Origin of the sequence: Campylobacter lanienae NCTC 13004 (genome assembly GCF_002139935.1) — a bacterium.
Lineage (GTDB): Bacteria > Campylobacterota > Campylobacteria > Campylobacterales > Campylobacteraceae > Campylobacter > Campylobacter lanienae.
In genome coordinates this window covers 790,709-815,249 of the sequence record NZ_CP015578.1, presented here as the reverse complement: position 1 = coordinate 815,249, position 24,541 = coordinate 790,709, and the positions used below count along the sequence as shown (strand labels likewise).

Here is a 24,541-nt window from a genome sequence, read left to right as displayed (position 1 = left end):
ATTTAAAAACAGAAAATCAAAAAAGGCTATTGATGTTCGATTTCAATAAAATCTACACTTTTATGACAATTGTCAAAGAAAAAAGCTTTTCTAAAGCTTCAGCAATTCTAGGTCTATCACAACCAGCTGTTACCTTACAGATCAAAAAACTTGAAGAATCGCTACAAACAACTCTTTTAGTCAGGCGTAAAAATGGAATAGTGCTTACAAAAGAGGGTGATAGATTTTATAAATTATGCCTTAAATTTGAAGGTGCAATGTTTAGATTCAAAGAAGAAGCTCATAGAATAAAAGATGAGAAATTCAAAATATCAGTCGCTACCAATCTACTTATAGCTCATGCAATTTTGCCTTTTATGCTAGATAAAATTTGTGATGTTATAAATAGCGATTTAGATGTCAAAATAGTAGATTCTACTAATGATCTAGTCGCAAGCCTAGTAGATAAAAGATGTGATATTATCATGATTCAAGAGAGATTATATAATGATCAATTGATATTTTATAAGCTATTTGAGTATGAGATAATCTTAGTTTCTAATATGATCCCAAAACAAAATATCACCCCAGCAAATTTAAGCGATTTTAACTTCATTACAGATAGGACAAAGGCCTTTTTAAAAGGATATTTCGAGCAATTTGGGGTAAATTATGATGAGCTTCACACTATTTATACCCTAGATGGCGCTATAGCTACTAAATTTGCTATGTTAAATAACAAATCCAAAGAGTATGTGGCATTTTTGCCTAAATTTCTTATAAAAAAAGAGATTGAGAATAAAACGCTATTTCCTATAGATATAGATGGAGTGCGAATCACTCGCCCAGTCTTTATAGCCGGGCTTAGAGAGAGTGATAATATATTAGAAAAGGTAAGCAAGATATCTATTGACCTTTGAAAATATCTCTATTTTTAGGGTTATTTAAAAATATCTGTTTTGAGTGCTCTTGTTTTGTTTTTGAGTCATTTGGGTTATATGTAGCGAAATTTATTAGTACTATATTTTCATCTATACTAACTCTGATTATAGCACCTATTGGTATGCTTACTACACTAGCAAAGTCATCAGCACCAAACCCAGCTTCAAATTTTATCTCATCACGGCTAATCTCTACACTACTTAGCGTATATCCAGCTAAGCTAAATAAAATCACAGATGGATTAAAACTAGATCTGATCTCATCAGGCAATTCGGGATTAAAGCTTACAAATTTAGTATTTGCTAAAATATCAAATGTAGCCCCTTTTTCTATCAAAAAATTTAATAAATCATAGATATTTCTACGCATCATAGAGCCAAATTCTCTATCTTCTAGGATCTCTTCAAGCATAAATTTACTCCCCTTTTATAAACTCATTAACCAAATTTGCCACTTGATCAATACCAATATTCCAAAACTTCTCATCATCAATATCAAAACCAAACATCCCTACAAGCTCTTTTGGGCTTTTGCTGCCACCTAGGCTTAAAAATTTGGTATAAATCTCTACAAAATTCTCACATTTTCCACTCTTATACAGGCCAAATAGAGCCAAAACAAGCAATTGAGCATAGGAATAAGCATAACAATAAAATGGCGAATGTATAAAATGCGGTATATAACTCCACCAAATTTTATAATAATCATTTAAAATCAAAGACTCACCAAACATCTTTTTGCTCTCTTCAAGCCAAATTCTATCTATTTCATCGCTTGAAATTTCACCCTCGTATGAGTGAATGCGACGCTCAAAGGTCGTAAAATTTATCTGTCTATAAAGTGTAGCGAAGATATCTTCTATTTTACCAGCTAATAGAGCCACTCTTTGCTCTTTTGGAAGGCTATTTTTGATATATTCAAAAACTAGCATCTCGCAAAATACTGACGCCGTCTCAGCCGTAGTTAGCGGTGTGTGAGAGCTTAGATACCCAACACTATAGCTAAGATATTGATGGATACTATGACCCAACTCGTGAGCTAGTGTAAATAGATCCCTTCTTCTACCTGTGAAATTTAATAAAACAAATGGATGAATATCGCTACTAGCAGAGTGTGAGAAGGCTCCAGCTTGTTTATTCTCATCTGGATAGACATCGCACCAATTCTCATCAAAAGCCCTTTTAGCCAAATCACCAAATAGCGGACTAAACTCGCTAAATGCCTTAATAACGATGGATTTTGCCTCATCAAATTCCATCTTTTCATCGCCACCAAGAGGTGCGTATCTATCATAATCATATAGCTTATCAAATCCTAGAATTTCACGCTTTTTATCATAAAATTTACTCACCAAATCAAAGCTATTTTCACTAGCTTTGATTAGGGCATCTACGCTTGATTTTTCTATTTGATTGCTTAGATGTCTGCTAGATTCGCCATACTCATATCCACGCAATTCGCAGCTATTTTTAAGATCAGTTTTAATCATATTGTATATATATGTTAATAGGTGTTGCATAGGCTTTAAACCTTGGCTCAATGCTACTGCGGCCTCTTTTCTTATCTCTCTATCATCGCTACTAAGTTTAGATAAGATCTCTTCTTCTTTTAAACTTTGCCCACGAAACTCAAATCTAGCCCTAGCCATACTCTCATCAAATAATCTACTAAATGCACTTGCTCCTGTGTTTGCTGTCCTTAGTAGGATTCTTTCTTCTAAAAAGCTTAATTGATGTGGCTTATTTTTGGCTAAATTCTCTAAATAGTAGCTAAATTTGGGCGTATTGGATATAAAATTATTTTGAATTTCACTCTTTAACTCATTAAATTCAATCTCAAAAAACAGCACAATCTCTTCGATCTTAGCACAAATCTCTTCATATTTAGCCAAGAAAGCCCCAGTGCTAGTATCTTTGGCAAATTTCAAGTATGCATAGCTCATAATCTTACCAATACTAGATAAAATCTCCTCATACTCACTCATCGCATTTTGAAACTCATTAGCATTTAAATTACTTAAATTTTGGCTAAATTTGGTTTTAAACTCATTAGCTCTATTTTGTAAATCTAGACAAAACTTATCCAACTCATCACTACTATTAAAAAATTTAGATAGATCCCATATCATATCATACTCCCTTAGTGTTATTTGATGCAATAGCAGTAAATAAAACATCTGTAGAGCTATTTAATGCAGTCTCTACTGAATCTTGAATCACTCCAATAATAAATCCTATAGCTACAACCTGCATAGCTATATCATTGCTAATTCCAAATAATGAACATGCCAATGGAATAAGCATAAGCGAGCCACCAGTTACACCGCTAGTACCACATGCTCCAATTGCTGCTATAATGCTAAGTAATAAGGCATTCCAAAATCCAACTTCAATCCCTAAAGTATAAACTGCACTAAGAGAAAGCACAGCTATGGTAACAGCTGCACCGGCCATATTGATAGTAGCTCCAAGAGGTATAGAGATAGAGTATAGGTCTTCATTTAGTTCTAATTTTTTACATAAATTCATATTTACAGGAATATTTGCAGCACTACTTCTGGTAAAAAACGCCGTAATAGCACTCTCTTTTATACATGTCATTATAAGTGGATATGGATTTTTTCTAGTAACTATAAAAGCAATAACAGCATTTATCACAAAAGACACAAATAGCATAGTCCCTACAAGAACAAATAAAAGCTTTACATATCCACCAAGTGCGGCAAATCCAGTCTGAGCTACGCTGATGCTTACAAGACCAAAAATACCAAATGGCGCTAGACGAATTACAAATTTAACTATTCTTGTAATTGCTTCACTAATATCTTTAAATACTCTTTTTGTTTCATTGCTACAATACCTAAGAGCCAAACCAGTTGCAATAGCCCAAGCTAAAATCCCAATATAATTACCAGTTGCAATAGCATTTAGTGGATTATCTACAATCTTATATACTAAATCTTTTAATACCACTGCTATATTACTAGGTGCTGTGCTCATAGCTACAGATGTATTTTGTAACACTAAAGTAGTAGGAAATATAAAGCTAACACACACAGCAGCCAAAGAGGCTAAAAATGTGCCAATTAGATATAATATTATCACATTTTTCATTCCATTAGTACGGCCAAATTCTTTAAGTACTATAGAGGCGCTTACTAACACAAATACTAAAACAGGCGCCACAGCTTTTAGCGCACCTACAAAAAGAGAGCCTAAGATCGCTGCTAAATCAGTTAAATTTAGAGCAAATGAATTACCACTATGAGCTATAAATCCTAAAATCCCACCAAAAACAATACCAACTAAAATTTGAATTATCAAATTCCCATCTTTATATCGCTTAGCAATATGTCTAATCATTAAAATCCTTTTTAATTAATAAAAACTAATATTATATTTGAAATTTAATTAAATTTGGCTTTACAAAACTTTAAAAAATACACTAAATTTTTAACTTAATTTTATATTGTTCTAAATATAATAATTTACAAATTATTTTATATTTGTCGTATTACTTATATTGTTAATTATTTGAATATAGATTAACCTAATATTTTATATTATTAAATTTTTAAAATCTATTAAAAAGATATCCAAACAATTGCTACTATTAATTTAGGGTATAGAATTAATATATAATTTACAAAAATTATGCTAAAATCCACGTCAAAAATTGCAAAAATAAGGAAAAATATGTATCTATTTACAAGCGAAGTTGTAAGCCCCGGACACCCAGATAAATGTGCTGATATCATAGCTGATACTATCGTTGATACGATATTATCTCAAGATCCAAAGGCTAGGGTAGCTAGCGAGGTTTTTGTCGCTGGAAAGCACATTGTAATAGGCGGCGAGATCAACTCAAGTGTAAATTTAAGCCACCACGAGTATAGAGAAGTGGTGAAAAATGCCCTAGCAAAGATAGGCTATAACGGCAATCCAAATTTTAGCAAAGCCCAATGCCTTCATCCTGATGATATAGAAGTAGATGTATTTTTGAATCAGCAAAGCCCCGATATCAATCAAGGAGTTGATCAACAAAGCGGTGAAATCGGTGCTGGCGATCAAGGTATAATGTTTGGATTCGCTTCAAGTGAGACTGAAAATTTAATGCCAGCAGCGATAACTTACGCAAGAGTGCTTTGTGATAAAGTTTATGAATACGCTCTTAAAAACCCTGATAAATTAGGCGTAGATATAAAGACTCAAGTTACAATAGACTATGGCACAAAATCAAATTTTGAAAATTGCAAACCAGAAAAAATCCACACAATAGTAGTCTCAGCCCCAAGTGTTGAAAGCTTAAAGATAGAAGAGGTAAGAGCCTTAATCCAAAGCTTAATAGATGGCGCTGGACTACCAAAAGAGCTTTATGACAAAGATAAAACAATAATCTATATAAACCCAACAGGCAGATATGTAAATCACAGCTCACTTCACGATAGCGGTCTAACAGGTAGAAAATTAATCGTAGATAGCTTCGGTGGATACTCACCAATCGGTGGTGGCGCTCAAAGCAGCAAAGATTACACAAAAGTCGACCGTAGCGGTCTATACGCAGCTAGATGGATAGCTAAAAATATAGTCGCAGCAGGCCTTGCTAAAAAGTGTATAGTCCAGCTAAGTTACGCTATAGGTGTGGCAAAACCTGTTAGCGTTAGCGTAGATTGTATGGGAACAAATATAAATAGCAATGATGATAAGCTTTCTCAATTTGTACATGACAAATTCGCTCTAACCCCAAAATGGATCACAGATAAATTTGGCCTTGATAAGCCTAGCAAAGATACATTTTTATACGCTGATGTAGCAGCCAAAGGTCAGGTCGGAGTCACTAACTATCCGTGGGAACAGCTAGATGCTGTAGAGATATTTAAACAAATTTAATATATGAAAAAGCTATTATATATATCAATTTTTATAGTATCTTTATGCCTAGCTAGTGTGTTAGAGCCTAAAGACGCCTTTAAAATCACAATTAATGGCGATAATCAAAGTGGCTTAATAGCTAAATTTGATATCGCTAATGGGGTATATCTATATCAAGATAAGATTAAAATAGAGCTAAATAGCAAAGATATTACAAATTTTTTAAATCTCCCTAAGGCTATAAAATATGATAACTATCAAATTTATAGAGATTTAGAGCTATTTATCCCCGCAGGATTGGCGATAGATAAAAGAGATTTTAATCTTGATATTTACTATCAAGGTTGTAGCGATGATGGATTTTGCTATCAGCCCTTACGGGATAAATTTGAGATTAAATTTGACACAGATGGCAAGGTTATAGCAAGTAAATTGGACCAAAAATCACTAAATGAAAATAGCAAAACCACGCAAAACAATCAATCCCAAATCGCTTCAAATTTAGAAAAAAGCTCGATTTTATGGGTGATTTCTACATTTTTTATCTATGGCGTTTTGCTCTCTCTTACCCCGTGTATATTTCCCATGATCCCGATCCTTTCTGGGTTGATAGTTGCTAAGGGTTCTAATAGCCTTAAAAGCGGATTTATAATTAGCCTTATCTATGTATTAAGCATGAGCGTAACCTACGCTATAGCTGGAGTTATCGCTAGTTTTTTAGGCGCTAGTATTCAAGGATTACTCCAAACTCCAGCGGTATTAATCATATTTAGCATATTATTTGTTATATTAGCCTTATCAATGTTTGGGCTATTTGAGTTTGAAATGCCTAAGAGATTACAAAGCTATATCAATGCCAAAAGCTCCAAATTCGGCCACATCAGCGGTGTAATATTTATGGGTGTGACTTCAGCTTTGATTGTTGGTCCATGCGTAGCAGCGCCGTTAGCTGGAGCACTGCTATATATCGCAAATAGCGGTGATATGGTAGTTGGTGGCGTGGCTTTGTTTGTTATGAGTTTTGGGATGGGCTTGCCACTTCTTGCTATCGGGCTTGGGGCTAGCAAGTTCTTGCCAAAACCAGGCGAATGGATGGTAAGAATCAAAATTCTATTTGGTTTTATCATGCTAGCGATGGCTATTTGGGTAGTTTCGCCACTGATAACAGATGAATTTGCTATGGTTGGCTATGCTATTTTAGGGGTTGTTTTAGCTAGTTTATTTGGTGCTTTTGAGAGTGCTACTAGTGCTACTCAAAGGGTGATTAAGGCTATATCTATAATTATTTTTACTATTAGTATAGTGGTGATTTTGGATTTTAGTGTTAATAAATTAGCACCAAATTTAAAGCCAATATCACAAATCGCACAACCTAAAAATGAGCTTAAATTTGAGTATGTAACCAACCTAAAAGAACTTAAAAATATTATAAAATCTAGCCAAACTCCGCTTTTTATAGATTTTTGGGCTAGTTGGTGCGTGAATTGTAAAGAGCTTGAAAATGAGGTCTTTACCAAAAAAGAAATAATGGAAAAATTAAATAATTTTAGGCTTATTAAAATTGATTTAAGCAAAAATAGTATAGAAAATCAAGAGCTGATGAGAGAGTATCAAATTTTTGGCCCACCGGTTTTGCTAATCTATAATAAAGGTGAGTTAAAATCTCAAATAACTGGCTTAGTAAGCTCTGATGAGCTATTAAAATCGCTAAATCAAATTTAAAGGATATAAAATGTTAAAGGTGTTAATGATGATATTTTGTAGCGCTATAATGGCTATGGCCAAGTATATTACAATAGAAATTGATGAAAATGTAGTAAATGATGATAATATACAAATTATAGATATTCGCTCTCCAGTCGAGTGGGAATATGGCGTTTTAAAGGGTGCGATATTGGTAAATTTAACTGATAATAACGGCAATTATAATGAAAATTTCATAGATGAAATTAAAAACAAAATTGACCCAAACAAAAAGATCGCTCTAATTTGTAGAAGTGGGCATAGAAGTCAAAGGGGTTCTGAAATTTTAATCCAACACGGATATAAAGATGTGATAAATTTATCCGGTGGTATGCTTTTAGCTACACAAAAAGGGCTAGATATAGTAAAACCATGAACGATAAAGCAAAACGAGTCAAATATCTGCGTGGGCTTGAGAAATTTGCTATATTAGCTATAAAAAGCTTAAAAAGAGATGATTATGATCCTATTAAATTCAGATCTCTTATAGATAAAAATGCTCAAATTTTATCCAAAATTGAGCCTGTTTATCTAGACCAACCATACTCAAAATCGCTTTGCGAATTCGTCAATTTAGTAATTAATAGTGATGATAAAACAACGCTTTTAAAAGCTGCAAATTCACTTGAGAAGCTTAAAAATTCCAAAACTTATAAAAAAGACAAACACAAAGGCCAAATTTATGAATAGAGTTATCATCTTTGATATGGATGGGACGCTCATTGATAGCGCAAAAGCTATTTGTAACACCATAAATTATATGCGAGAAGGGCTAAATATGCCTAAGCTACTTGATGAAGATATCATAGAAGTTATCAATAATCCAGATAAAAACTTTATGATTGAATTTTATGGTGTTGAGAAGATTAGCAAAAATCTAGCTAAAATCTTTGAAGAAGAGTATCAAAAAAACTATTTTATTCATGCTACAATCTATCAAGATGCTTTGAATTTAATAGAGTATTTAGAGCAAATAGGCTATAAAATCGCCGTTGCTTCTAATGCTCCAAATTCTAGCCTAGAGCTAATACTATCAAATCTTAAAATATTAGACAAATTTGAGATAGTTGTGGGTGCTAGTGATACAATGCCGCCTAAACCAGCCCCAGATATGCTAAATTTTATAAAAGACAAACTCAAAAAAGAGGCTATATTTGTAGGTGATAGCTATAAAGATTTTTTAGCAGCACAAAATGCCAATATACCATATATTAATGTCAATTGGGGGAGAAAAACTCAAATTCCAAATAGCATAAATTGCCAAAACGCCCAAGAGGTGATAGAAAATATAAATTCAATGTGTAAATTTGATACATTTATAATTTAATTTGATTTAATTTCATATTTTTAAACTTTTTGAATAAAATTAATGCTATAATCAAAGAATTTGAAAATCAAAGTTAATTAAAGGTAAAAATATGAAAAAGCTAAATGGCTCGCAAATGATAAGCGAAGCGCTAAAACACGAAGGTGTTAGCGTTGTTTTTGGTTATCCTGGTGGCGCAGCATTAAATATCTATGATGAGACATATAAACAAGAGTATTTCACACATATTTTAACTCGCCACGAACAAGCAGCCCTACATGCAGCCGATGGTTACGCAAGAGTTAGTGGCGAAGTTGGCGTGGCATTTGTAACTAGTGGCCCAGGATTTACAAACGCTATAACCGGTCTAGCTACGGCGTATGCTGATTCCATCCCATTAGTTTTAATTAGCGGTCAAGTTGGCCTACCATTAATCGGCACAGACGCATTTCAAGAGATTGACGCCGTAGGTATATCAAGGCCTTGTGTGAAGCATAATTTTTTAGTCAAAAGCATCGAAGAGTTGCCACTTATCTTAAAACAAGCTTTCTATATCGCAAGAAGTGGCCGCCCAGGCCCAGTCCATGTAGATATACCTAAGGATGTAACGGCTGCTATTGGCGATTTTGAGTATCCTAGCGAGATAAAGATGAAAACATATAAGCCAACCACAAAAGGCCATCCAAATCAGATTAAAAAGGCCTGTGAAGCCATCATGGCATCCAAAAAACCAATAGCCTATATAGGCGGTGGCGCTGTAAGTAGCGGGGCTAGTGATGAGATTAGAGAATTTATCCAAAAGACTCAAATTCCAGCAGTAGAGACTCTAATGGCGCTTGGAGTTTTAACCCCTGTTAATCCTTTAAATTTAGCTATGGTTGGTATGCATGGTAGTTATGCTGCAAATATGGCATTAAGCGAGGCTGATCTGATCATCTGTCTTGGGGCTAGATTTGATGATAGAGTTACAGGCAAACTAAGCGAATTTGCCAAAAATGCCAAAATCATACATATAGATATAGACCCAAGTAGCATTGGTAAAATTGTTAAAGTAGATTATCCTATTGTTGGCGATTTGAAAAATGTAATGATAGAATTAAATGAGAAGATAAATTTAAATGGCGATGAATTTAGCGCTTGGAGAGATCAGATTGAAATTTACAAAAAGCTTCACCCGCTTAATTATAAAGATAGTGATGAAGTCTTAAAGCCTCAATGGGTAATAGAAAAAATGGGAGAAATTTTGCCAAAAGAGAGCATAATCACCACAGATGTCGGCCAACACCAAATGTGGGTTGCGCAATTTTTCCCATTTAATCGCCCTAGACAGCTACTTACAAGTGGTGGTTTAGGTACTATGGGGTATGGACTTCCAGCTGCGATGGGGGCTGCTTGGGCTAGTGATGCGCCTGTTATTGCTGTTAGCGGTGATGGTGGATTTTTGATGAATATCCAAGAGCTAATGACCTTAGTAGCGAATAAAAAACGAGTGATAAATATCATCTTAAATAATAATTTCTTAGGTATGGTGCGTCAGTGGCAAACATTTTTTTACGATGAGAGATACTCTAATACCGATCTTAGCATTCAGCCTGATTTTGTCAAAATTTGCGAAGGCTTTGGCGGTAAGGGATTTGTAGCTACTACAAAGAGCGAATTTGAATCTGCTTTAAATGCCGCTTTAGAGTGTGAGTGCGTGAGTGTGATTGAGGTTAAAATAGATAGATTTGAAAATGTCTTGCCTATGGTGCCAGCCGGTGCGGCTATTTATAATATGATATTGGAGTGAGAATGAGAAGGGTTATTTCTGCAATTGTATTAAATGAACACGGGGTTTTAAGCCGTATAGTTGGGCTATTTTCAGGGCGTGGGTACAATATAGACTCTTTGACTGTAGCTCCTGTGCCAGAGAGTGAATTTTCTAGGGTTACGATCACCACAAGTGGCGATGCTAGAGTATTTGAGCAGATCGTTAAGCAACTTCACAAACTCATACCAACTTATAAAGTTATAGATGATAGTGGCGAATATGTAGAAAAAGAGATGGCGCTTATCAAAATTTCGCTAAATGAGGATTTTAGCGGACTTGATGCGATATTAAAATCATATAACGCTATAGTAGCTAACGCAAATGAACAATACATAATAATAATGGGTTGTGATAACTCTGCTAGAATTGATTGTTTTATTAAAGTTATGAAAAAATATAACCCAATACAAATAGTCCGAAGTGGCTCAGTAATGATGGAAGTATGATGAAATTAAGTCAAATTTACTCTATTTTAGGATTAGAATTTAGCGGTGATGATATCGAGATTGTCTCTCTTAGCTCCTTGGCGTTAGCTCAAAGGGCTCAAATGAGCTATTGTGATTCACCTAAAAATACAAAATATCTAGCTGATTGTAAGGCTGGTGCCGTGCTAGTGAGTAAAGATATGGTTGATATGGTAAAGAGTAGGGCGGTTGTGGTAGAAAATCCCCATCTTGCCTTTGCTATCTTATCAAAATACTTCTCAAAGCCATTGATTAGAGAATTTAAACCATCAAATATAGATGAGAGCGTAACTATAATGCCAAATGCCTATATAGGAAGTGGCGTAACTATAGGCAAAAATAGCCTAATAATGCCCGGAGCATATATAGGTGATAATGTAACAATCGGCAGTGATTGTATAATCCACCCAAATGTTACAATCTACGCTGATAGCGTAATAGGCAATGAGTGTATAATTAACGCAAATTCAGTCATCGGTAGCGATGGTTTTGGCTACGCACATACCAAAACTGGCGAACACATTAAGATATATCACAATGGATGGGTGATCTTAGAAGATTGCGTAGAAATTGGCGCTTGTACCACGATAGATAGAGGAGTTTTTGAGCCGACAATTGTGCGTAAATACTCAAAAATTGATAACCTAGTCCAAATAGGCCACAATTGTGAAATCGGCTATGGCAGTATCTTGGTCTCTCAAGTTGGTTTAGCAGGTAGCACAAAGCTTGGTCGCAATGTAATAATGGGCGGTCAAAGCGGAACCGCAGGGCATCTAAGCATAGGTGATTTTGCTAAGATTGCTGGGCGTGGTGCTGTATCAAAGAGCATTGAAGGCTCTAAAGAGTATGGCGGATATCCACTTATGGAGCTTAAAGAGTGGTTTAAAACTCAAGCTAGATTTTTGCGTGAATTTGGTAATAAAAATAGTAAGAAGGATCAATAGATGGAAAATAAAGATATGTTTATCAATCGTGAGCTATCTTGGCTTAGATTTAATTCTAGAGTTTTAGCACAATGTAACAAAGATCTTCCGCTATTAGAAAAGCTGAAATTTATAGCGATATATTGTACAAATTTAGATGAATTTTATATGATTAGGATAGCTGGGCTTAAGCAGTTATTTGCTGCTGGTATAGTAGTGAGTGGTAGTGATGAGATGACGCCTTTGGATCAGTTAAGAGAGATTAGAAAATATCTAAAAGATGAACAAGAGATCTTAGAAGCATACTACAAAGATACAGTAAGCAAGCTTGCTGAACAAGGGCTACATATCCAAAATTATGAAGAGTTAAATGATGAAGTTAAGGCTAGGGCAGATGAGTATTTCTTCTCAAATATCTTACCTGTGATAGTCCCTATCGCTGTAGATCCTACTCATCCATTTCCGCATCTTAATAATCTTAGTTTTGCTCTGGCTGTGAAGCTTTGTGATGATGCGCATCCTGAGATTGTTAAATTTGGGATGATTAGGATTAGTAGGGTATTGCCTAGATTTTACTATGCTGGTGATGGGATTTATGTGCCTATTGAGAGTATAGTCCATAGGCACGCTGAAGAGATATTTCCGGGTTATAGATTGCTTAGTAGCTGTGCGTTTAGGGTTACTAGAAATGCTGATATGGTTATAGAAGAAGAAGAGGCTGATGATTTTATGCTTATTTTAGAACAGGGCTTGAAGCTCCGCCGTAAGGGTGCCTTTGTAAGATTACAGATAGCCTCTGGTTGTGATCCTGAAATTTTGGATTTTCTAAATTTACATATGAAAATTTTCTATAAAGATATATATGAGTATAGTATTCCTTTGACTCTTGGGTCGCTTTGGCAAATTATATCTGATAAGGAATTTTCACATCTTTTATTACCACCATATACGCCTAAAACTCTACCGCCATTTGGTCAGAATGTCTCTATGTTTGATGCTATTGATAAAGAAGATGTGTTGTTGTTTCACCCATATGAGAGCTTTGATCCGGTGACTCAATTTATCAAAGAAGCAGCCAAAGATCCAAAAGTTATATCTATTAGAATGACCCTTTATAGAGTTGAGAAAAACTCAGCTATAATTCAAGCATTAATAGATGCAGCAAATGAAGGCAAGCAAGTTACTGTAATGGTGGAGTTAAAAGCTAGATTTGATGAAGAAAATAACCTTCATTGGGCAAAAGCACTTGAAAATGCCGGCGCTCATGTGATTTATGGAATCACTGGGTTTAAAGTCCATGCTAAGGTTAGCCAAGTTATACGCCAAGTTGGGGATAAACTGAATTTCTATATCCATCTAGGCACTGGTAATTACAATGGAAGTAGCGCAAAAATTTACACAGATATTAGCTATTTTACTTCAAGAGATGATCTAGCTAAGGATACAACTACATTTTTCCATATTCTATCTGGATTTAGCAAAAATCGTAGATTAAATGAGCTATCTATGTCACCGATGCAGATTAAAGAGCGTGTAATAGCAATGATTAAAAACGAAGCCAAAATGGGTAGCGAGGGTAGAATCATAGCTAAGATGAATGCTCTAGTAGATAGCGATGTTATCAAGGCTTTATATGAAGCTAGCAATGCTGGAGTACAGATAAATTTAATAATCAGAGGTATATGCTGCCTTCGCCCAGGCGTGCTAGGAATGAGCGAAAATATCAAGGTTAGATCGATAATCGGTAAATATCTTGAACACGCTAGAATATTCTATTTTAAACACGCTAATCCTAAATTTTATATAAGTAGCGCTGATTGGATGCCTAGAAATTTAGAAAGAAGATTGGAGCTTATGACGCCTATTACAGACTCTGTATCTCAAGGCAAATTGGGCGAAATTTTACGCTTACAACTTCAAGATAATGAGTTGGCATTTGAGTTAGGTAGCGATGGAGAGTATAGTGCTGTGGTAAAATCTCCAAACGAAAAATCAATAAACAATCATGAATTTTTTGAAGGCTATCTAAATAAAATCTTTAAAACAATGAAAAAATCAAGCGATCAAGATAAGGTTCAAATCTTAGCTTCAAAACTCTTTAAAGAGAGCTAATAGTCCTTGCTTAAAGCAAGGCTATTTCAGCTAGTATTTATGAGATTTTTGCTAAAATTCCCGCCAAATTTTAAATTTTTTAAGGATATAAAGGCTATGAGCTGTCCCATGTGTGCTTGCTTATAATACTATTTCTAAAGCTTTATATAAAGATAAATTTATATTTTTGGTTAGTTTGCAGCTCTCATTTATAAATGCTATATCATATTTGGTCTTTATGGTTGCTTTCCCTACACATTGTAACTGTATATTTAGGCGTAAAACTCGTATAGCGCTACTGAAATTAAAAAAATTTTATTTTAGTGATTTTAGTCAATTTTATAGATTTCATGGATTGCGGCCTCCGCTTGTTTTTTTCGAAATGCGTGATTTTATTAATGGTAGAATTTAAATTTAATTTTTTAAAATAATTATATTAAGGATAATAATATGTCAAAAAGTTTTGTAACAGGATTTCCTAGAATCGGAGAACAAAGAGAGTTAAAATTCGCCCTTGAGAATTTCTGGGCTGGTAAAAGTAGCTTTGGTGAAGTCCAAAAGGTAGCTAGCGAGCTTAAAAAACGCCACTGGGGGTATCAGCTAGAGGCTAAAGTTGATTTAATCAGTGTTAATGACTTCTCATATTATGATTTAATGCTTGATAATATCATAACTTTTGGCGCTATTCCGCCACGCTTTAATGGATTAAATGGCTATGATCTATACTTCTCAATGGCTAGAGGAAATGCTAATAGCGTAGCTATGGAGATGACAAAATGGTTTAATACAAACTACCATTATATCGTCCCTGAGCTTAGCCGTGATACCAAATTTAAATTAGATAGTAGTAAGATTGTCGCAGAATACAAAGAGGCCAAAGAAGCTGGCGTAGATAACGCTAAGATAAATTTAATCGGCCCTATTACATTTTTAGCACTTAGTAAAACAACAGATGGGAGTAACGCATTTGATCATCTTGAGAGCTTGAAAGCTGAGTATATCAAACTAATTAATGAGCTTTCAAAACTTGATAATGAAGTTATAATCCAAATTGATGAGCCGATATTTGTAACTGATAAAGCTAGTGAGTTAGCTAGCAAAATAGTCCCAATTTATGACGCTTTAGCCGCTGCTGCAAATAATGTTAAAATCATATTTATGACCTATTTTGAGCATGCTAATGAAGCGGTTGAAGAGGTAGTTAAAAGCAAAATTTGGGCTATTGGTTTGGATTTTGTCCATGCCTCTTCACAAGATAAAGCTCTTAAAATACTATCTAAGAGTGATAAAGTGCTTTTTGCTGGCTTGATAGATGGTAGAAATGTATGGGTTAGCAACCTTGATGCTAAGGCTCAAATCGTAAATAACATAAAAGAATTTATCCCAGATGATCGCCTATATATTGGCACTTCGTGTTCGCTTTTACATGTTCCATATACTTTAAAGTATGAAGAGAATTTAGCTATAAAAGAGTGGCTAGCCTTTGGTGTTGAGAAGCTTACCGAGCTTAGACTTCTAAAAAAATTGGTAAATGGTGGTGATTTTTGTGAGATTGGTAGCTCGTTGATTGAGGCTAATCGCTCAGCAGTTGCTTCAAGAAAAACTTCAGAATTAATCAATGATATAAATGTCCAAAATAGGGTAAAATCATTAAATAAATTTGATAGAGATACAGCCTATGAAGAGCGTATTAAAATCCAAAAAGCCGCCTTTAATCTACCTGAACTTCCTACTACTACAATAGGTAGCTTCCCACAAACTCCAGAGCTTAGACAAGTCCGTAACGCATATAAAAAATCTCTAATCACAAAAGAGTCATATGAGAGTGAGATTAAAAAATATATTGATGACTGTATCAAATTCCAAGAAGAGTGCGGATTGGATGTATTAGTCCATGGTGAGCCTGAGAGAAATGATATGGTTGAGTATTTTGGCGAACAGCTAAAAGGCTACGCATTCAGTGCTAATGGTTGGGTTCAAAGCTATGGTAGTAGATGTGTTAAGCCACCACTTCTTTTTGGTGATGTGAGTCGCCCAGCACCTATGACTGTGGATTGGATCAAATACGCTCAAAGCAAAACTTCAAAGATTATGAAAGGTATGCTAACAGGCCCTGTAACTATCCTAAATTGGAGCTTTGTTAGAGATGATAAGCCAAGAAGCGAGATAGCTAAAGAGCTTGCGCTTTGTATCTATGATGAGATTGACGATTTACAAAAAGCTGGTATTAAGATCATTCAAGTTGATGAAGCAGCATTTAAAGAGGGATATCCACTTCGCAAAGAGAATATCGCAGCATATGAAAAATTCGCCGTTGATTGCTTTAAATTAAGCGTTAGCGTAGCAAAAGCATCTACACAGATTCACACACATATGTGCTATTCTGAATTTAACGATATTATCAAAACCATTGAAGCAATGGACGCTGATGTAATCAGCATAGAGACTGCTAGAAGTGGAAATGAGCTATTAAAAATATTTAAATCAGTTGGCTATAAGCAAGAAGTTGGTCCAGGCGTATATGATATTCATAGTCCTAGAATTCCTACGGTCGAAGAGATAGCAACTCAGATAAATGCGCTTTTAGAAGTTCTACCTAAGTCTCAACTATGGATAAATCCAGATTGCGGATTAAAAACACGCAAATGGCAAGAGGTAAAGCCAAGCCTAGAAAATATGGTAAAAGCGGTTAAAATAGTCCGTATGAGTTAATTTATTTACAGAGCTAACTTCGGTTAGCTCTACTAAGTAAATTTGGAGATATATGCTAAAAGATAAGATAAAACAAGGTAGATCGGGAATTATTTTATATGGTCTTACTCCGCCCAAAATTAGTCTAAGCGAAGATAAAGCTAAAGAGATAGCCTTAAAGCAACTTCAAAGGCTTGAAGGGATAAAGATAGATGGCTTAGTAATCTATGATTTACAAGATGAGAGTAGTCGTAACTCAGATAATAGGACATTTGAATTTGTCCGAACGATAAATCCTGAAATTTATGCTAAGGATTATTTACAAAATCGCTATGAATCTGTGATATATAAGGCTGTTGGCAACTATGATAAGAGCGAATTTAGAGATTTTTTGCTATCTCATAGTAATGCTATAAGCGTATTTGTAGGGGCTAGCTCAGCTAGTGATACTCCTAGACTTGCTCTAAATGAAGCCTATAAGATGAAAAAAGAGATCGCAAATACACTAACGCTTGGTGGCATCTGCATTCCAGAGCGCCATATGAAAAAAAATAATGAAGATCTACGAGTGGCCTCTAAGAGAGTGAAGGGGTGTGAGTTTTTCATCACTCAAGCGGTTTATGATATTGAGACTGCTAAGAAATTTTTAGATGATTTTGCTGTTTTAGGGATTAAGAATACTCCGATAATTTTTACATTTACACCATGTGGTAATGAAAAGACTTTTGAATTTATGCAGTGGCTAGGAATATCTATAAGCGAATTATCTAAGCGTAGAATCTTTGATAGTAATGATCCATTAGAAAACTCTGTGAAATTAAGCCTTGATATGTTTGAGTTTTTATACAAATATGGCCAGACAAAGGGCGTTAGCGTAGGGGCAAATGTAGAGAGCATATCCACTAGAAAAGTAGAGATAGAAGCGTCCATCAAACTTTTAAAAGGGATTATCTCAATTGTAGAAAATGACTCATTAGAAAATACCAAAAGCAAAATTCAAAGCGCTTCTAGATTTGATGAGTAGTGCTTAAAAATCTATTTTAAAATTCAAATTTAAATTTTAGCTATTATTAGATTAAATTATCTTATATATTTAAATTCATTATATAATTAAATCAAATATAATTGATCGCTTCTATACACATTTTTTATAATATAACAATATAATATTTATAAAAAATAAAAATAATAAACAGAAATATAGAATAAATTTATATATCCTTAATACTATTAATATAAATTTAAATTAATATTTTAATAAGATAAAATTATTGATTAATCCTTATAATTGAGATAGAATTAGAGTCAAATTTAATAAGGAGAGAAGATGAAAAATCACGATATTTTAAAGAGATATGCTAAATTTATCGCTTTTAGAAATATATTTTGTATTGTGATGAGTTGCGGAATTTTAGCTATATTTTTCGCTTTTATACTAGCTATTGGCTTTTATCCCGATATTTTAGGATACAAAATAGGGCCTAGCTCTATTACTCTTGGGATAATTTGCGGGATTTTTATCATTGCGATTGCGATATTATCCACTGGTATTTATACGCTTTTTGCAAATAAATATTTTGACAAAGAGCAGTCTGAGATCATCGAGATATTAGAAAGAAATAACAAATTAGATGAGGCTCAAAAATATGGTATAAAGGGGTTAGAATGAGAATATTTATAGCTTTGTTATCGTTTTTTGCCCTCTTAAATGGGGCGAGTTTGGATTTTGGTGGGGCTAAAAGTGAGTTAAATATTTTAGCGATTGTGATGTTTGCTATCTTTGTCTTAGCTACGCTTGGTATCACATATTACTCCAATAAACTCTCAAACTCCGCATCTGGATTTTACACCGCTGGTGGCAATATCACCGGGTTTCAAAATGGTATGGCTACGGCTGGGGATTATATGAGTGCGGCTAGCTTTTTGGGGATTGTGGGGCTTGTTTTTCATAGTGGTTTTGATGGGCTTGTATATTCGATAGGATTCCTTGTCGGTTGGCCTATTATGCTATTTTTGATTGCTGAGAAATTTAGAAATCTTGGTAAATTCACATTTTCAGATATTATCGCCTATAGATTAGAAGATAAACCAATAAGGATAATCTCAGCCGTTAGCGGTCTTAGTGTTATATTATTCTATCTTATAGCGCAGATGGTTGGTGCTGGGAGCTTGATACAAGTTCTTTTTGGGTTGCCTTATGAAGCAGCGGTGATTATCGTTGGAGTTATGATGATACTATATGTAACCTTTGGTGGAATGCATGCTACTACTTGGGTTCAGATTATTAAGGCTGGACTGCTTCTTGGTGGGGCTACATTTATGGCGATTATGATACTTTATCACTCTGGGTTTAATCTAAGTGTATATTTTGATTTAGCTATTTCTAATCATCCTAATGGCGAAGATATCATGAAGCCTGGTGGCTTGCTCGCTGATCCTATATCTGCTATATCTTTGGGGCTTGCTTTGATGTTTGGTACTGCTGGATTGCCTCATATTTTAATGAGATTTTTTACAGTAAAAGATGCCAAAGAGGCTAGAAAATCTGTATTTTACGCTACAGGATTTATAGGGTATTTTTATATTTTAACATTTATTATAGGCTTTGGAGCGATAGCATTTTTGCTAGGAAATCCTGAATTTATAGGTAGTGATGGCAAATTTAATGGCATAGCAAATATGGAGGCCATAGAGCTATCTAAAGTCTTAGGTGGGGATATATTTTATGGATTTATATCTGCTGTAAGCTTTGCTACTATTTTAGCTGTGGTGGCTGGACTTGCTATATCTGGAGCTGGAGCTATAAGCCATGATCTATATGTAAATGTGTGTAAAAATGGAAAATGCGACGCAGATACAGAGATGAAAGTTACAAAAAGAGCCACAATAGCCTTGGGATTGCTAGCAATTTTGCTTGGTATAATTTTTGAAGGGCAAAATGTCGCTTTCATGGTTGGACTCGCATTTAGCATAGCAGCTAGTGTGAATTTTCCTATAATTTTGCTTTGTATATACTGGCGTGGTCTTAGCACAAGGGGTGTATTTTATGGCGGATTGATTGGGCTATTTGGCGTGCTTGGATTGGTGATATTAAGCCCTAGTATATGGGTCGATATCTTGGGATTTGAGAGTGCTATTTTCCCTTATAGTTATCCTGCGATATTTAGTATGCCTATCACATTTATAGCGATCTATATCATATCTAAATTTGACAACTCCAAAAGAGCCAAAATAGATAGATCTGGTTTTGATGCGCAAGATTTCAGAGCTCAAACTGGCATTGGAGCTAGTCAAGCTATATCACATTAATAGAGTAGGGGAGTGCGTCAATCCCCTATTTATCGCATTTCTGATGATAATCTTTTGATCTATTCTTTAAATTCATATCAAATATATACTAAAATTTATCAAATTTAAGTTGTGCTAAGATAGAAATTTAGCTTTAAAATTTAGCCTAATCAAAGTTAAATTTAGGCTCTATAAATAAATAGATAGATTATGGTTTTAAATTCGTATTTACAAATAAAAATCAAAGGTATTGAATCAAATATTTTAATATCTTAATACATAAATTGTCAAATAATTATCATCATATTTATATATTTTATATTGAAAACTATTTGCCAAGATAGAGTATTTTGTAAATTAAAGATAGATAAATTTAGTTAAATTTAAGTTACCAAAGATTGAGATTGGTTAAAAACATAGATAAAGTATGATAAATTAATATGAATTTAGCCACAATATTGATTAATAATTTTAGTTTTGAAATATATATCTTTATATTGATAAATATCTATTAAAATTGATTGATTTTGTATAAATATCATAGATATCAAGCTAGATATAGATCTAGGCAAATTTGATTAAAAAAGGTAAAATTCAAACTATTTTATATATTTAGTATTGAAAACTATAATTTTCAAACTAAAATAAATTTGACTATTTTCACCTATTTTATTTTATTTTATATATCGATTTTACCATATTTTAATTGACTTTACCTTATGTGTGATAATAATTTATCCATAAAATTTATAGCAAAATATTTAACTTTTCAATATGTATAATTATGCGTATTATTATACTTAAAATTATATGATATAATTTGATTGAAATTAACTAAACTTTGGATGATTGAATTTAAATTTTACTTAAATATAAATAAATATATAAATAATTGAGCTAAGGCTCGGCAATAAAAGCTTAACAATAATAGATTGAAAATATTGATAATTTAAAAAGTATTTGGTGAATTTGCTTTTGAAAGTTAGCTATCTATCTTTGTCAAGATTACCCCACACTCAATGTGATTGGTATGAACAAATTGATCAAAAATCGCAAATTTACTTACCCTATGAGTTTTGGATAAAATCTCTAAGTTATCTCTAAGTGTCAATGGATTACATGAGATGTAGATTATATTTTTTATTTTACTCATAAACTCAAGCACTCCTATCTCGCACCCAGCACGAGGCGGATCGACCAAAATATGAGTAAAATCAAAACCATCTAAATCCACGCCCCTTAGCCTATTAAATTCCCTCTTTTTAGCCATAGCATCCATTAATTCACCAGCGCTAAGGCGGACAAATTTGATATTATCAACGCTATTTAGCTTACAATTTTTAAGCGCCATATCAATGGAGCTTTTGGAGATTTCAGTGGCTAGAATTCGGTTAAATTTCAAGCTAATTGGTATTGTGAAGTTACCATGACCACAATACAACTCTATCAAATCACCGCCATCATCAATCCCATTTATAGCCCATGAAATCATCTTTTCATTTATATTTTTATTTGGTTGGATGAAGGCCGTATCGCTCATAGTGTAGTAAAAATCACGCCCATTAATACGCAATATTTCATCTATATTCACCCTACCAAATTCCAACTTAACTCCCCTACTTCTAGCAATTAGGCCGATTTTTAAATTTGATTGTAGTTTTGATAGATTAGCACTAATTTGATTTACATCTTTATGGTATAAAAGTGTCGCCACAAGGCTCTTGGCTGAGCTGATAAACTCTATGCCAAAGAGCCTATTAACTAAAGCTTCATCATCTTTTATAGCATTTAGCAATCTTGGCATTAAATTTGAAATTTTCAAATCCACAATTTGACAACCATCAATCTCTATTTTTTTAGAGTTTCTCCCACGCATAGAGTAGCTAATATCGCCATTTTCGTGCCAAATTCCAAACTCCGCCCTACTCCTAAATCCAACCTCACTAGACTCAAAAAACTCAATCTCACCGCTATAAAACCTAGCAAAAAGCTCTTTAATCTTAGCTATTTTTAGCTCTTTTTGTTCATTATAACTAAGCTCTAAAACACAGCTACCACAGCTATTTAAATATTTACAATCCACACCCTACTCTTTTTCAAAGAAAAATCCAGCCCAACTCTGCGTTGTCGGCATAACTTCAAGGCTATTTATATTGACATGTTTTGGTAAATTTATACAATCAAGCACGATTTGAGCGATATCATCTGCCTTTAAATACTCAGTTCCATCATATACCGCATCGCTCTTTTGCTCATCGCCTTTATATCTTACTAGGCTAAATTCGGTCTTAGCAATACCAGGTGCGATCTCTGTAACTCGTATATTATCGCCTTTTAAGTCATTTCTAAGATTAAAGCTAAACTGCTTTACAAAGGCCTTAGTAGCACCATAGACATTTCCGCCAGGATATGGCCACTGACCAGCCACGGAGCCAAGATTAAAGATATATCCGCTTTTTCGCTTTGTCATAATCGGTAAAATAGCTTTAGTAGCGTATAAAAGCCCTTTGATATTAGTATCAATCATAGTCTCAAAATCATCCAAGCTCGCCTCATTAACTCTCTCAAGCCCAAGGGCAAGCCCTGCGTTATTGATTAAAATTTCAATATCTCTATACTCATTTGGTAGCTCATCAACTGCTTTAAATAGAGCGTTTTTGTCCCTAATATCACAAGCGATTATGTGAGAATTCAAAAGTTCATTAGCTAAATTCTCCAATCTATCTTTGCGACGACCAAGCAAAATTAATTTATATCCATCTTTAGATAAAGCCCTAGCCATCGCCTCCCCAAAACCAGATGTAGCACCTGTGATAAATGCTGTATTTTTCATATATAATCCTTTAAAGTTTATCGTGTTGTGGTATAAAAAGCTGATAATTATCATCTAATATATAATGTAAGCGATTTATATCCTTTGAAAAAATAGCCCCAAATTTACTATCTAAAATTTTATTATTAAAGCTTAAAAATTGTAAGATATCATCTGTATTTCGTAGTTTTAGAAGTGGGTTTATAGAGTCATTTATGATATTTACCTTTTTATTAAATATCTTAGATAAGCTCTCAAAATGCTCGATCAACTCCTTGCTAGAATTATCAAATTTAGAATCAAAATGATAAAAATCAATACTAAAATCAAGCTGCTTACAACAATCCATTATAACACTAGAGTTACTCTCAGCGTCCGTTTTACTGCCTAAAATTACACCTTTTTTTAACATTTTAAATCCATTTTTACCTATCTTTAAAACAGGCACTTTAAGCTCTTCTAAATTCCTTTTATAGAGATTAAATATTTTATTATTAGTAATTACCAATCCAATATCTAGCTCATTCATTTTGGATTTTTTGATTGAAATTTTAGTGCTAAAATAGTCGATATCAACTAATATTTTATTGGATCTAAGCCCCTTTATACGGCTAAAATTTTGGCATAGAGTAGGATTAATCAACTTTATAAATAGCTTTTTGCTATTGATTTTTTGATGAAGTTCTAAGGTATCATTAATCAGCAAATCTATCTCATCACCGCTCATAAGCTTCATATCTAGCTCTAAATATATATTATTTCCAAATGGATTTGGGAATTGGCCTGGCTCTTTTTTGATAGCACGAAATACATTTTCTAAAATTCTAGGCTCACCTACGATAAGCAAGGTATCATTAGGCATTATCAAGGCATCGGCCGTAGCGATCGTGTAACTACCATTTCTATATATCATAGCTATTTTCCATCGCTTTTTACGGATATTTCCTACATGTCTATATGCGTAGCTACTACCATGTGGGACTTGAACCTCCATAATCTCGCCTACTCCCATACCGATATTATCGGCAATTACAGGCACATCAGGTATAAAATCCATAAATCTAGAGCTTAGAATCTTTCTAGCATCAATTATAGATATTAGATTATCGCCCTTAAAATGCCTTCTCATACCCCATAAATCCAGCACATCCATCTCTAAATTTGGATAAATTTGACGCAGATTTTCACAAACGCATATTATGTCAAATTCATTTTGCATTATCACCATAGCTTGTTCAAATTCGGTTTTTAAATGTAGTTTAAGCTTGCCAAGGCTAGTTGGGTCAAAGTTATAAAATACAAAATTCTCAAAATTCACATCCCAGCTAGGGATCGTCTCTTCATTATAGGTGATTACTGTGTAGTTGTGTAAGGCGTTATTTTTGCTATTAAATAATCTTTCTAAGAAATTTTTAGCCAAAATCCCATCAGCAATAATCAAGATATTTTTCATCAATTCTCCATAAAAATATGGCCTTATATTATCATAATTGAAATTTAAAATAGATAAAATGTGGATTTTAAATATCTGTACCTAACTCATTATTATAAAGCTAAACAAAGTCAAATAAAATTAAAAATACGATAATAACTTAAAAGTATGAAATATTAAACTCTTAAA

General features: G+C 33.8%; 20 protein-coding genes. 14 read left to right on the top strand and 6 right to left on the bottom strand.

Translation table 11 applies throughout. The features are described 5' to 3' along the window. Positions 1 to 32 precede the first annotated feature (32 nt). Positions 33 to 899, top strand: a complete 867-nt coding sequence (locus tag CLAN_RS04125) for a LysR family transcriptional regulator (protein WP_232045864.1) — start codon at positions 33 to 35, stop codon at positions 897 to 899. On the opposite strand, the gene CLAN_RS04120 is transcribed toward CLAN_RS04125, so the two are convergent. Genes CLAN_RS04120 through sstT form a run of 3 tightly spaced genes read right to left on the bottom strand, consistent with a single transcriptional unit; the run spans position 886 to position 4,283 of the window. Further along, on the bottom strand, positions 886 to 1,332 hold the full coding sequence (locus CLAN_RS04120; RefSeq protein ID WP_100590662.1) for a hypothetical protein: 447 nt from the start codon (positions 1,330 to 1,332) through the stop codon (positions 886 to 888). The genes CLAN_RS04125 and CLAN_RS04120 overlap by 14 nt on opposite strands. Before the next feature lie 4 nt (positions 1,333 to 1,336). After that, positions 1,337 to 3,049 carry a M3 family oligoendopeptidase gene (locus CLAN_RS04115; protein WP_100590661.1) on the bottom strand — a complete coding sequence of 571 codons (1,713 nt, stop codon included), beginning with the start codon at positions 3,047 to 3,049 and terminating at the stop codon, positions 1,337 to 1,339. Between the two features lies 1 nt (position 3,050). Continuing rightward, positions 3,051 to 4,283 (bottom strand): serine/threonine transporter SstT, encoded by a 1,233-nt coding sequence (gene sstT / locus CLAN_RS04110; RefSeq protein WP_096017968.1) that lies wholly within the window; start codon positions 4,281 to 4,283, stop codon positions 3,051 to 3,053. 333 nt (positions 4,284 to 4,616) lie between these two features. Here sstT and metK point away from each other — a divergent pair, with 333 nt between their 5' ends. The 13 genes from metK (at position 4,617) to CLAN_RS04040 (ending at position 20,129) form a co-directional block, all read left to right on the top strand. Continuing rightward, positions 4,617 to 5,810, top strand: coding sequence for a methionine adenosyltransferase (gene metK / locus CLAN_RS04105; RefSeq protein WP_100590660.1), 1,194 nt, complete (start codon positions 4,617 to 4,619; stop codon positions 5,808 to 5,810). A gap of 3 nt (positions 5,811 to 5,813) precedes the next feature. After that, complete coding sequence (gene dsbD, locus CLAN_RS04100) at positions 5,814 to 7,514, top strand: protein-disulfide reductase DsbD (RefSeq protein WP_100590659.1); 1,701 nt, start codon at positions 5,814 to 5,816, stop codon at positions 7,512 to 7,514. Between the two features lie 10 nt (positions 7,515 to 7,524). Then, positions 7,525 to 7,911, top strand: a complete 387-nt coding sequence (locus CLAN_RS04095; protein WP_232045863.1) for a rhodanese-like domain-containing protein — start codon at positions 7,525 to 7,527, stop codon at positions 7,909 to 7,911. Beyond that, entirely contained in the window at positions 7,908 to 8,225 is a 318-nt protein-coding gene (locus CLAN_RS04090) for a hypothetical protein (RefSeq protein WP_096015992.1), read from the top strand. Before CLAN_RS04095 ends, CLAN_RS04090 begins: the two co-directional genes overlap by 4 nt. Next, positions 8,218 to 8,862, top strand: a complete 645-nt coding sequence (locus tag CLAN_RS04085) for an HAD family hydrolase (RefSeq protein ID WP_096017210.1) — start codon at positions 8,218 to 8,220, stop codon at positions 8,860 to 8,862. The genes CLAN_RS04090 and CLAN_RS04085 overlap by 8 nt, the downstream gene beginning before the upstream one ends. 91 nt (positions 8,863 to 8,953) lie before the next feature. Next, positions 8,954 to 10,630, top strand: coding sequence for an acetolactate synthase large subunit (locus tag CLAN_RS04080; protein ID WP_100590658.1), 1,677 nt, complete (start codon positions 8,954 to 8,956; stop codon positions 10,628 to 10,630). A 2-nt stretch (positions 10,631 to 10,632) separates the two neighbouring features. After that, positions 10,633 to 11,097, top strand: coding sequence for an acetolactate synthase small subunit (ilvN, locus tag CLAN_RS04075; protein ID WP_086243691.1), 465 nt, complete (start codon positions 10,633 to 10,635; stop codon positions 11,095 to 11,097). Beyond that, positions 11,097 to 12,059 (top strand): UDP-3-O-(3-hydroxymyristoyl)glucosamine N-acyltransferase, encoded by a 963-nt coding sequence (gene lpxD / locus CLAN_RS04070; protein ID WP_096015995.1) that lies wholly within the window; start codon positions 11,097 to 11,099, stop codon positions 12,057 to 12,059. Before ilvN ends, lpxD begins: the two co-directional genes overlap by 1 nt. After that, positions 12,060 to 14,150, top strand: a complete 2,091-nt coding sequence (locus CLAN_RS04065; protein ID WP_100590657.1) for an RNA degradosome polyphosphate kinase — start codon at positions 12,060 to 12,062, stop codon at positions 14,148 to 14,150. 429 nt (positions 14,151 to 14,579) lie between these two features. Further along, complete coding sequence (gene metE / locus CLAN_RS04055) at positions 14,580 to 16,841, top strand: 5-methyltetrahydropteroyltriglutamate--homocysteine S-methyltransferase (RefSeq protein WP_100590656.1); 2,262 nt, start codon at positions 14,580 to 14,582, stop codon at positions 16,839 to 16,841. Positions 16,842 to 16,893: 52 nt separating this feature from the next. After that, positions 16,894 to 17,844: a methylenetetrahydrofolate reductase gene (locus tag CLAN_RS04050; protein WP_100590655.1), complete on the top strand. Its 951-nt coding sequence runs from the start codon at positions 16,894 to 16,896 to the stop codon at positions 17,842 to 17,844. A 303-nt stretch (positions 17,845 to 18,147) separates the two neighbouring features. After that, positions 18,148 to 18,489 (top strand): DUF485 domain-containing protein, encoded by a 342-nt coding sequence (locus tag CLAN_RS04045; protein ID WP_096013238.1) that lies wholly within the window; start codon positions 18,148 to 18,150, stop codon positions 18,487 to 18,489. Next, on the top strand, positions 18,486 to 20,129 hold the full coding sequence (locus CLAN_RS04040) for a cation acetate symporter (RefSeq protein ID WP_096016000.1): 1,644 nt from the start codon (positions 18,486 to 18,488) through the stop codon (positions 20,127 to 20,129). The genes CLAN_RS04045 and CLAN_RS04040 overlap by 4 nt, the downstream gene beginning before the upstream one ends. A gap of 961 nt (positions 20,130 to 21,090) precedes the next feature. On the opposite strand, the gene trmA is transcribed toward CLAN_RS04040, so the two are convergent. From trmA to CLAN_RS04025, 3 genes are read right to left on the bottom strand one after another with little or no spacing between them, the layout of a single operon-like run. After that, positions 21,091 to 22,191, bottom strand: coding sequence for a tRNA (uridine(54)-C5)-methyltransferase TrmA (trmA, locus tag CLAN_RS04035; protein WP_100590654.1), 1,101 nt, complete (start codon positions 22,189 to 22,191; stop codon positions 21,091 to 21,093). Between the two features lie 3 nt (positions 22,192 to 22,194). Further along, on the bottom strand, positions 22,195 to 22,941 hold the full coding sequence (locus tag CLAN_RS04030; protein WP_096013241.1) for an SDR family NAD(P)-dependent oxidoreductase: 747 nt from the start codon (positions 22,939 to 22,941) through the stop codon (positions 22,195 to 22,197). Positions 22,942 to 22,951: 10 nt separating this feature from the next. Continuing rightward, positions 22,952 to 24,373 carry a COG3400 family protein gene (locus tag CLAN_RS04025; protein ID WP_096016002.1) on the bottom strand — a complete coding sequence of 474 codons (1,422 nt, stop codon included), beginning with the start codon at positions 24,371 to 24,373 and terminating at the stop codon, positions 22,952 to 22,954. Between the last annotated feature and the right edge of the window lie 168 nt (positions 24,374 to 24,541).

Coding starts and splice junctions, on each gene's coding strand:
- CLAN_RS04040 (WP_096016000.1), top strand. CDS start 18,486: ATGAGAATATTTATAGCTTTGTTATCGTTTTTTGCCCTCTTAAATGGG.
- CLAN_RS04065 (WP_100590657.1), top strand. CDS start 12,060: ATGGAAAATAAAGATATGTTTATCAATCGTGAGCTATCTTGGCTTAGA.
- ilvN (WP_086243691.1), top strand. CDS start 10,633: ATGAGAAGGGTTATTTCTGCAATTGTATTAAATGAACACGGGGTTTTA.
- CLAN_RS04045 (WP_096013238.1), top strand. CDS start 18,148: ATGAAAAATCACGATATTTTAAAGAGATATGCTAAATTTATCGCTTTT.
- sstT (WP_096017968.1), bottom strand. CDS start 4,283: ATGATTAGACATATTGCTAAGCGATATAAAGATGGGAATTTGATAATT.
- CLAN_RS04125 (WP_232045864.1), top strand. CDS start 33: ATGTTCGATTTCAATAAAATCTACACTTTTATGACAATTGTCAAAGAA.
- CLAN_RS04080 (WP_100590658.1), top strand. CDS start 8,954: ATGAAAAAGCTAAATGGCTCGCAAATGATAAGCGAAGCGCTAAAACAC.
- CLAN_RS04085 (WP_096017210.1), top strand. CDS start 8,218: ATGAATAGAGTTATCATCTTTGATATGGATGGGACGCTCATTGATAGC.
- lpxD (WP_096015995.1), top strand. CDS start 11,097: ATGAAATTAAGTCAAATTTACTCTATTTTAGGATTAGAATTTAGCGGT.
- CLAN_RS04050 (WP_100590655.1), top strand. CDS start 16,894: ATGCTAAAAGATAAGATAAAACAAGGTAGATCGGGAATTATTTTATAT.
- metK (WP_100590660.1), top strand. CDS start 4,617: ATGTATCTATTTACAAGCGAAGTTGTAAGCCCCGGACACCCAGATAAA.
- CLAN_RS04095 (WP_232045863.1), top strand. CDS start 7,525: ATGTTAAAGGTGTTAATGATGATATTTTGTAGCGCTATAATGGCTATG.
- metE (WP_100590656.1), top strand. CDS start 14,580: ATGTCAAAAAGTTTTGTAACAGGATTTCCTAGAATCGGAGAACAAAGA.
- CLAN_RS04115 (WP_100590661.1), bottom strand. CDS start 3,049: ATGATATGGGATCTATCTAAATTTTTTAATAGTAGTGATGAGTTGGAT.
- dsbD (WP_100590659.1), top strand. CDS start 5,814: ATGAAAAAGCTATTATATATATCAATTTTTATAGTATCTTTATGCCTA.
- CLAN_RS04090 (WP_096015992.1), top strand. CDS start 7,908: ATGAACGATAAAGCAAAACGAGTCAAATATCTGCGTGGGCTTGAGAAA.
- CLAN_RS04120 (WP_100590662.1), bottom strand. CDS start 1,332: ATGCTTGAAGAGATCCTAGAAGATAGAGAATTTGGCTCTATGATGCGT.
- CLAN_RS04025 (WP_096016002.1), bottom strand. CDS start 24,373: ATGAAAAATATCTTGATTATTGCTGATGGGATTTTGGCTAAAAATTTC.
- CLAN_RS04030 (WP_096013241.1), bottom strand. CDS start 22,941: ATGAAAAATACAGCATTTATCACAGGTGCTACATCTGGTTTTGGGGAG.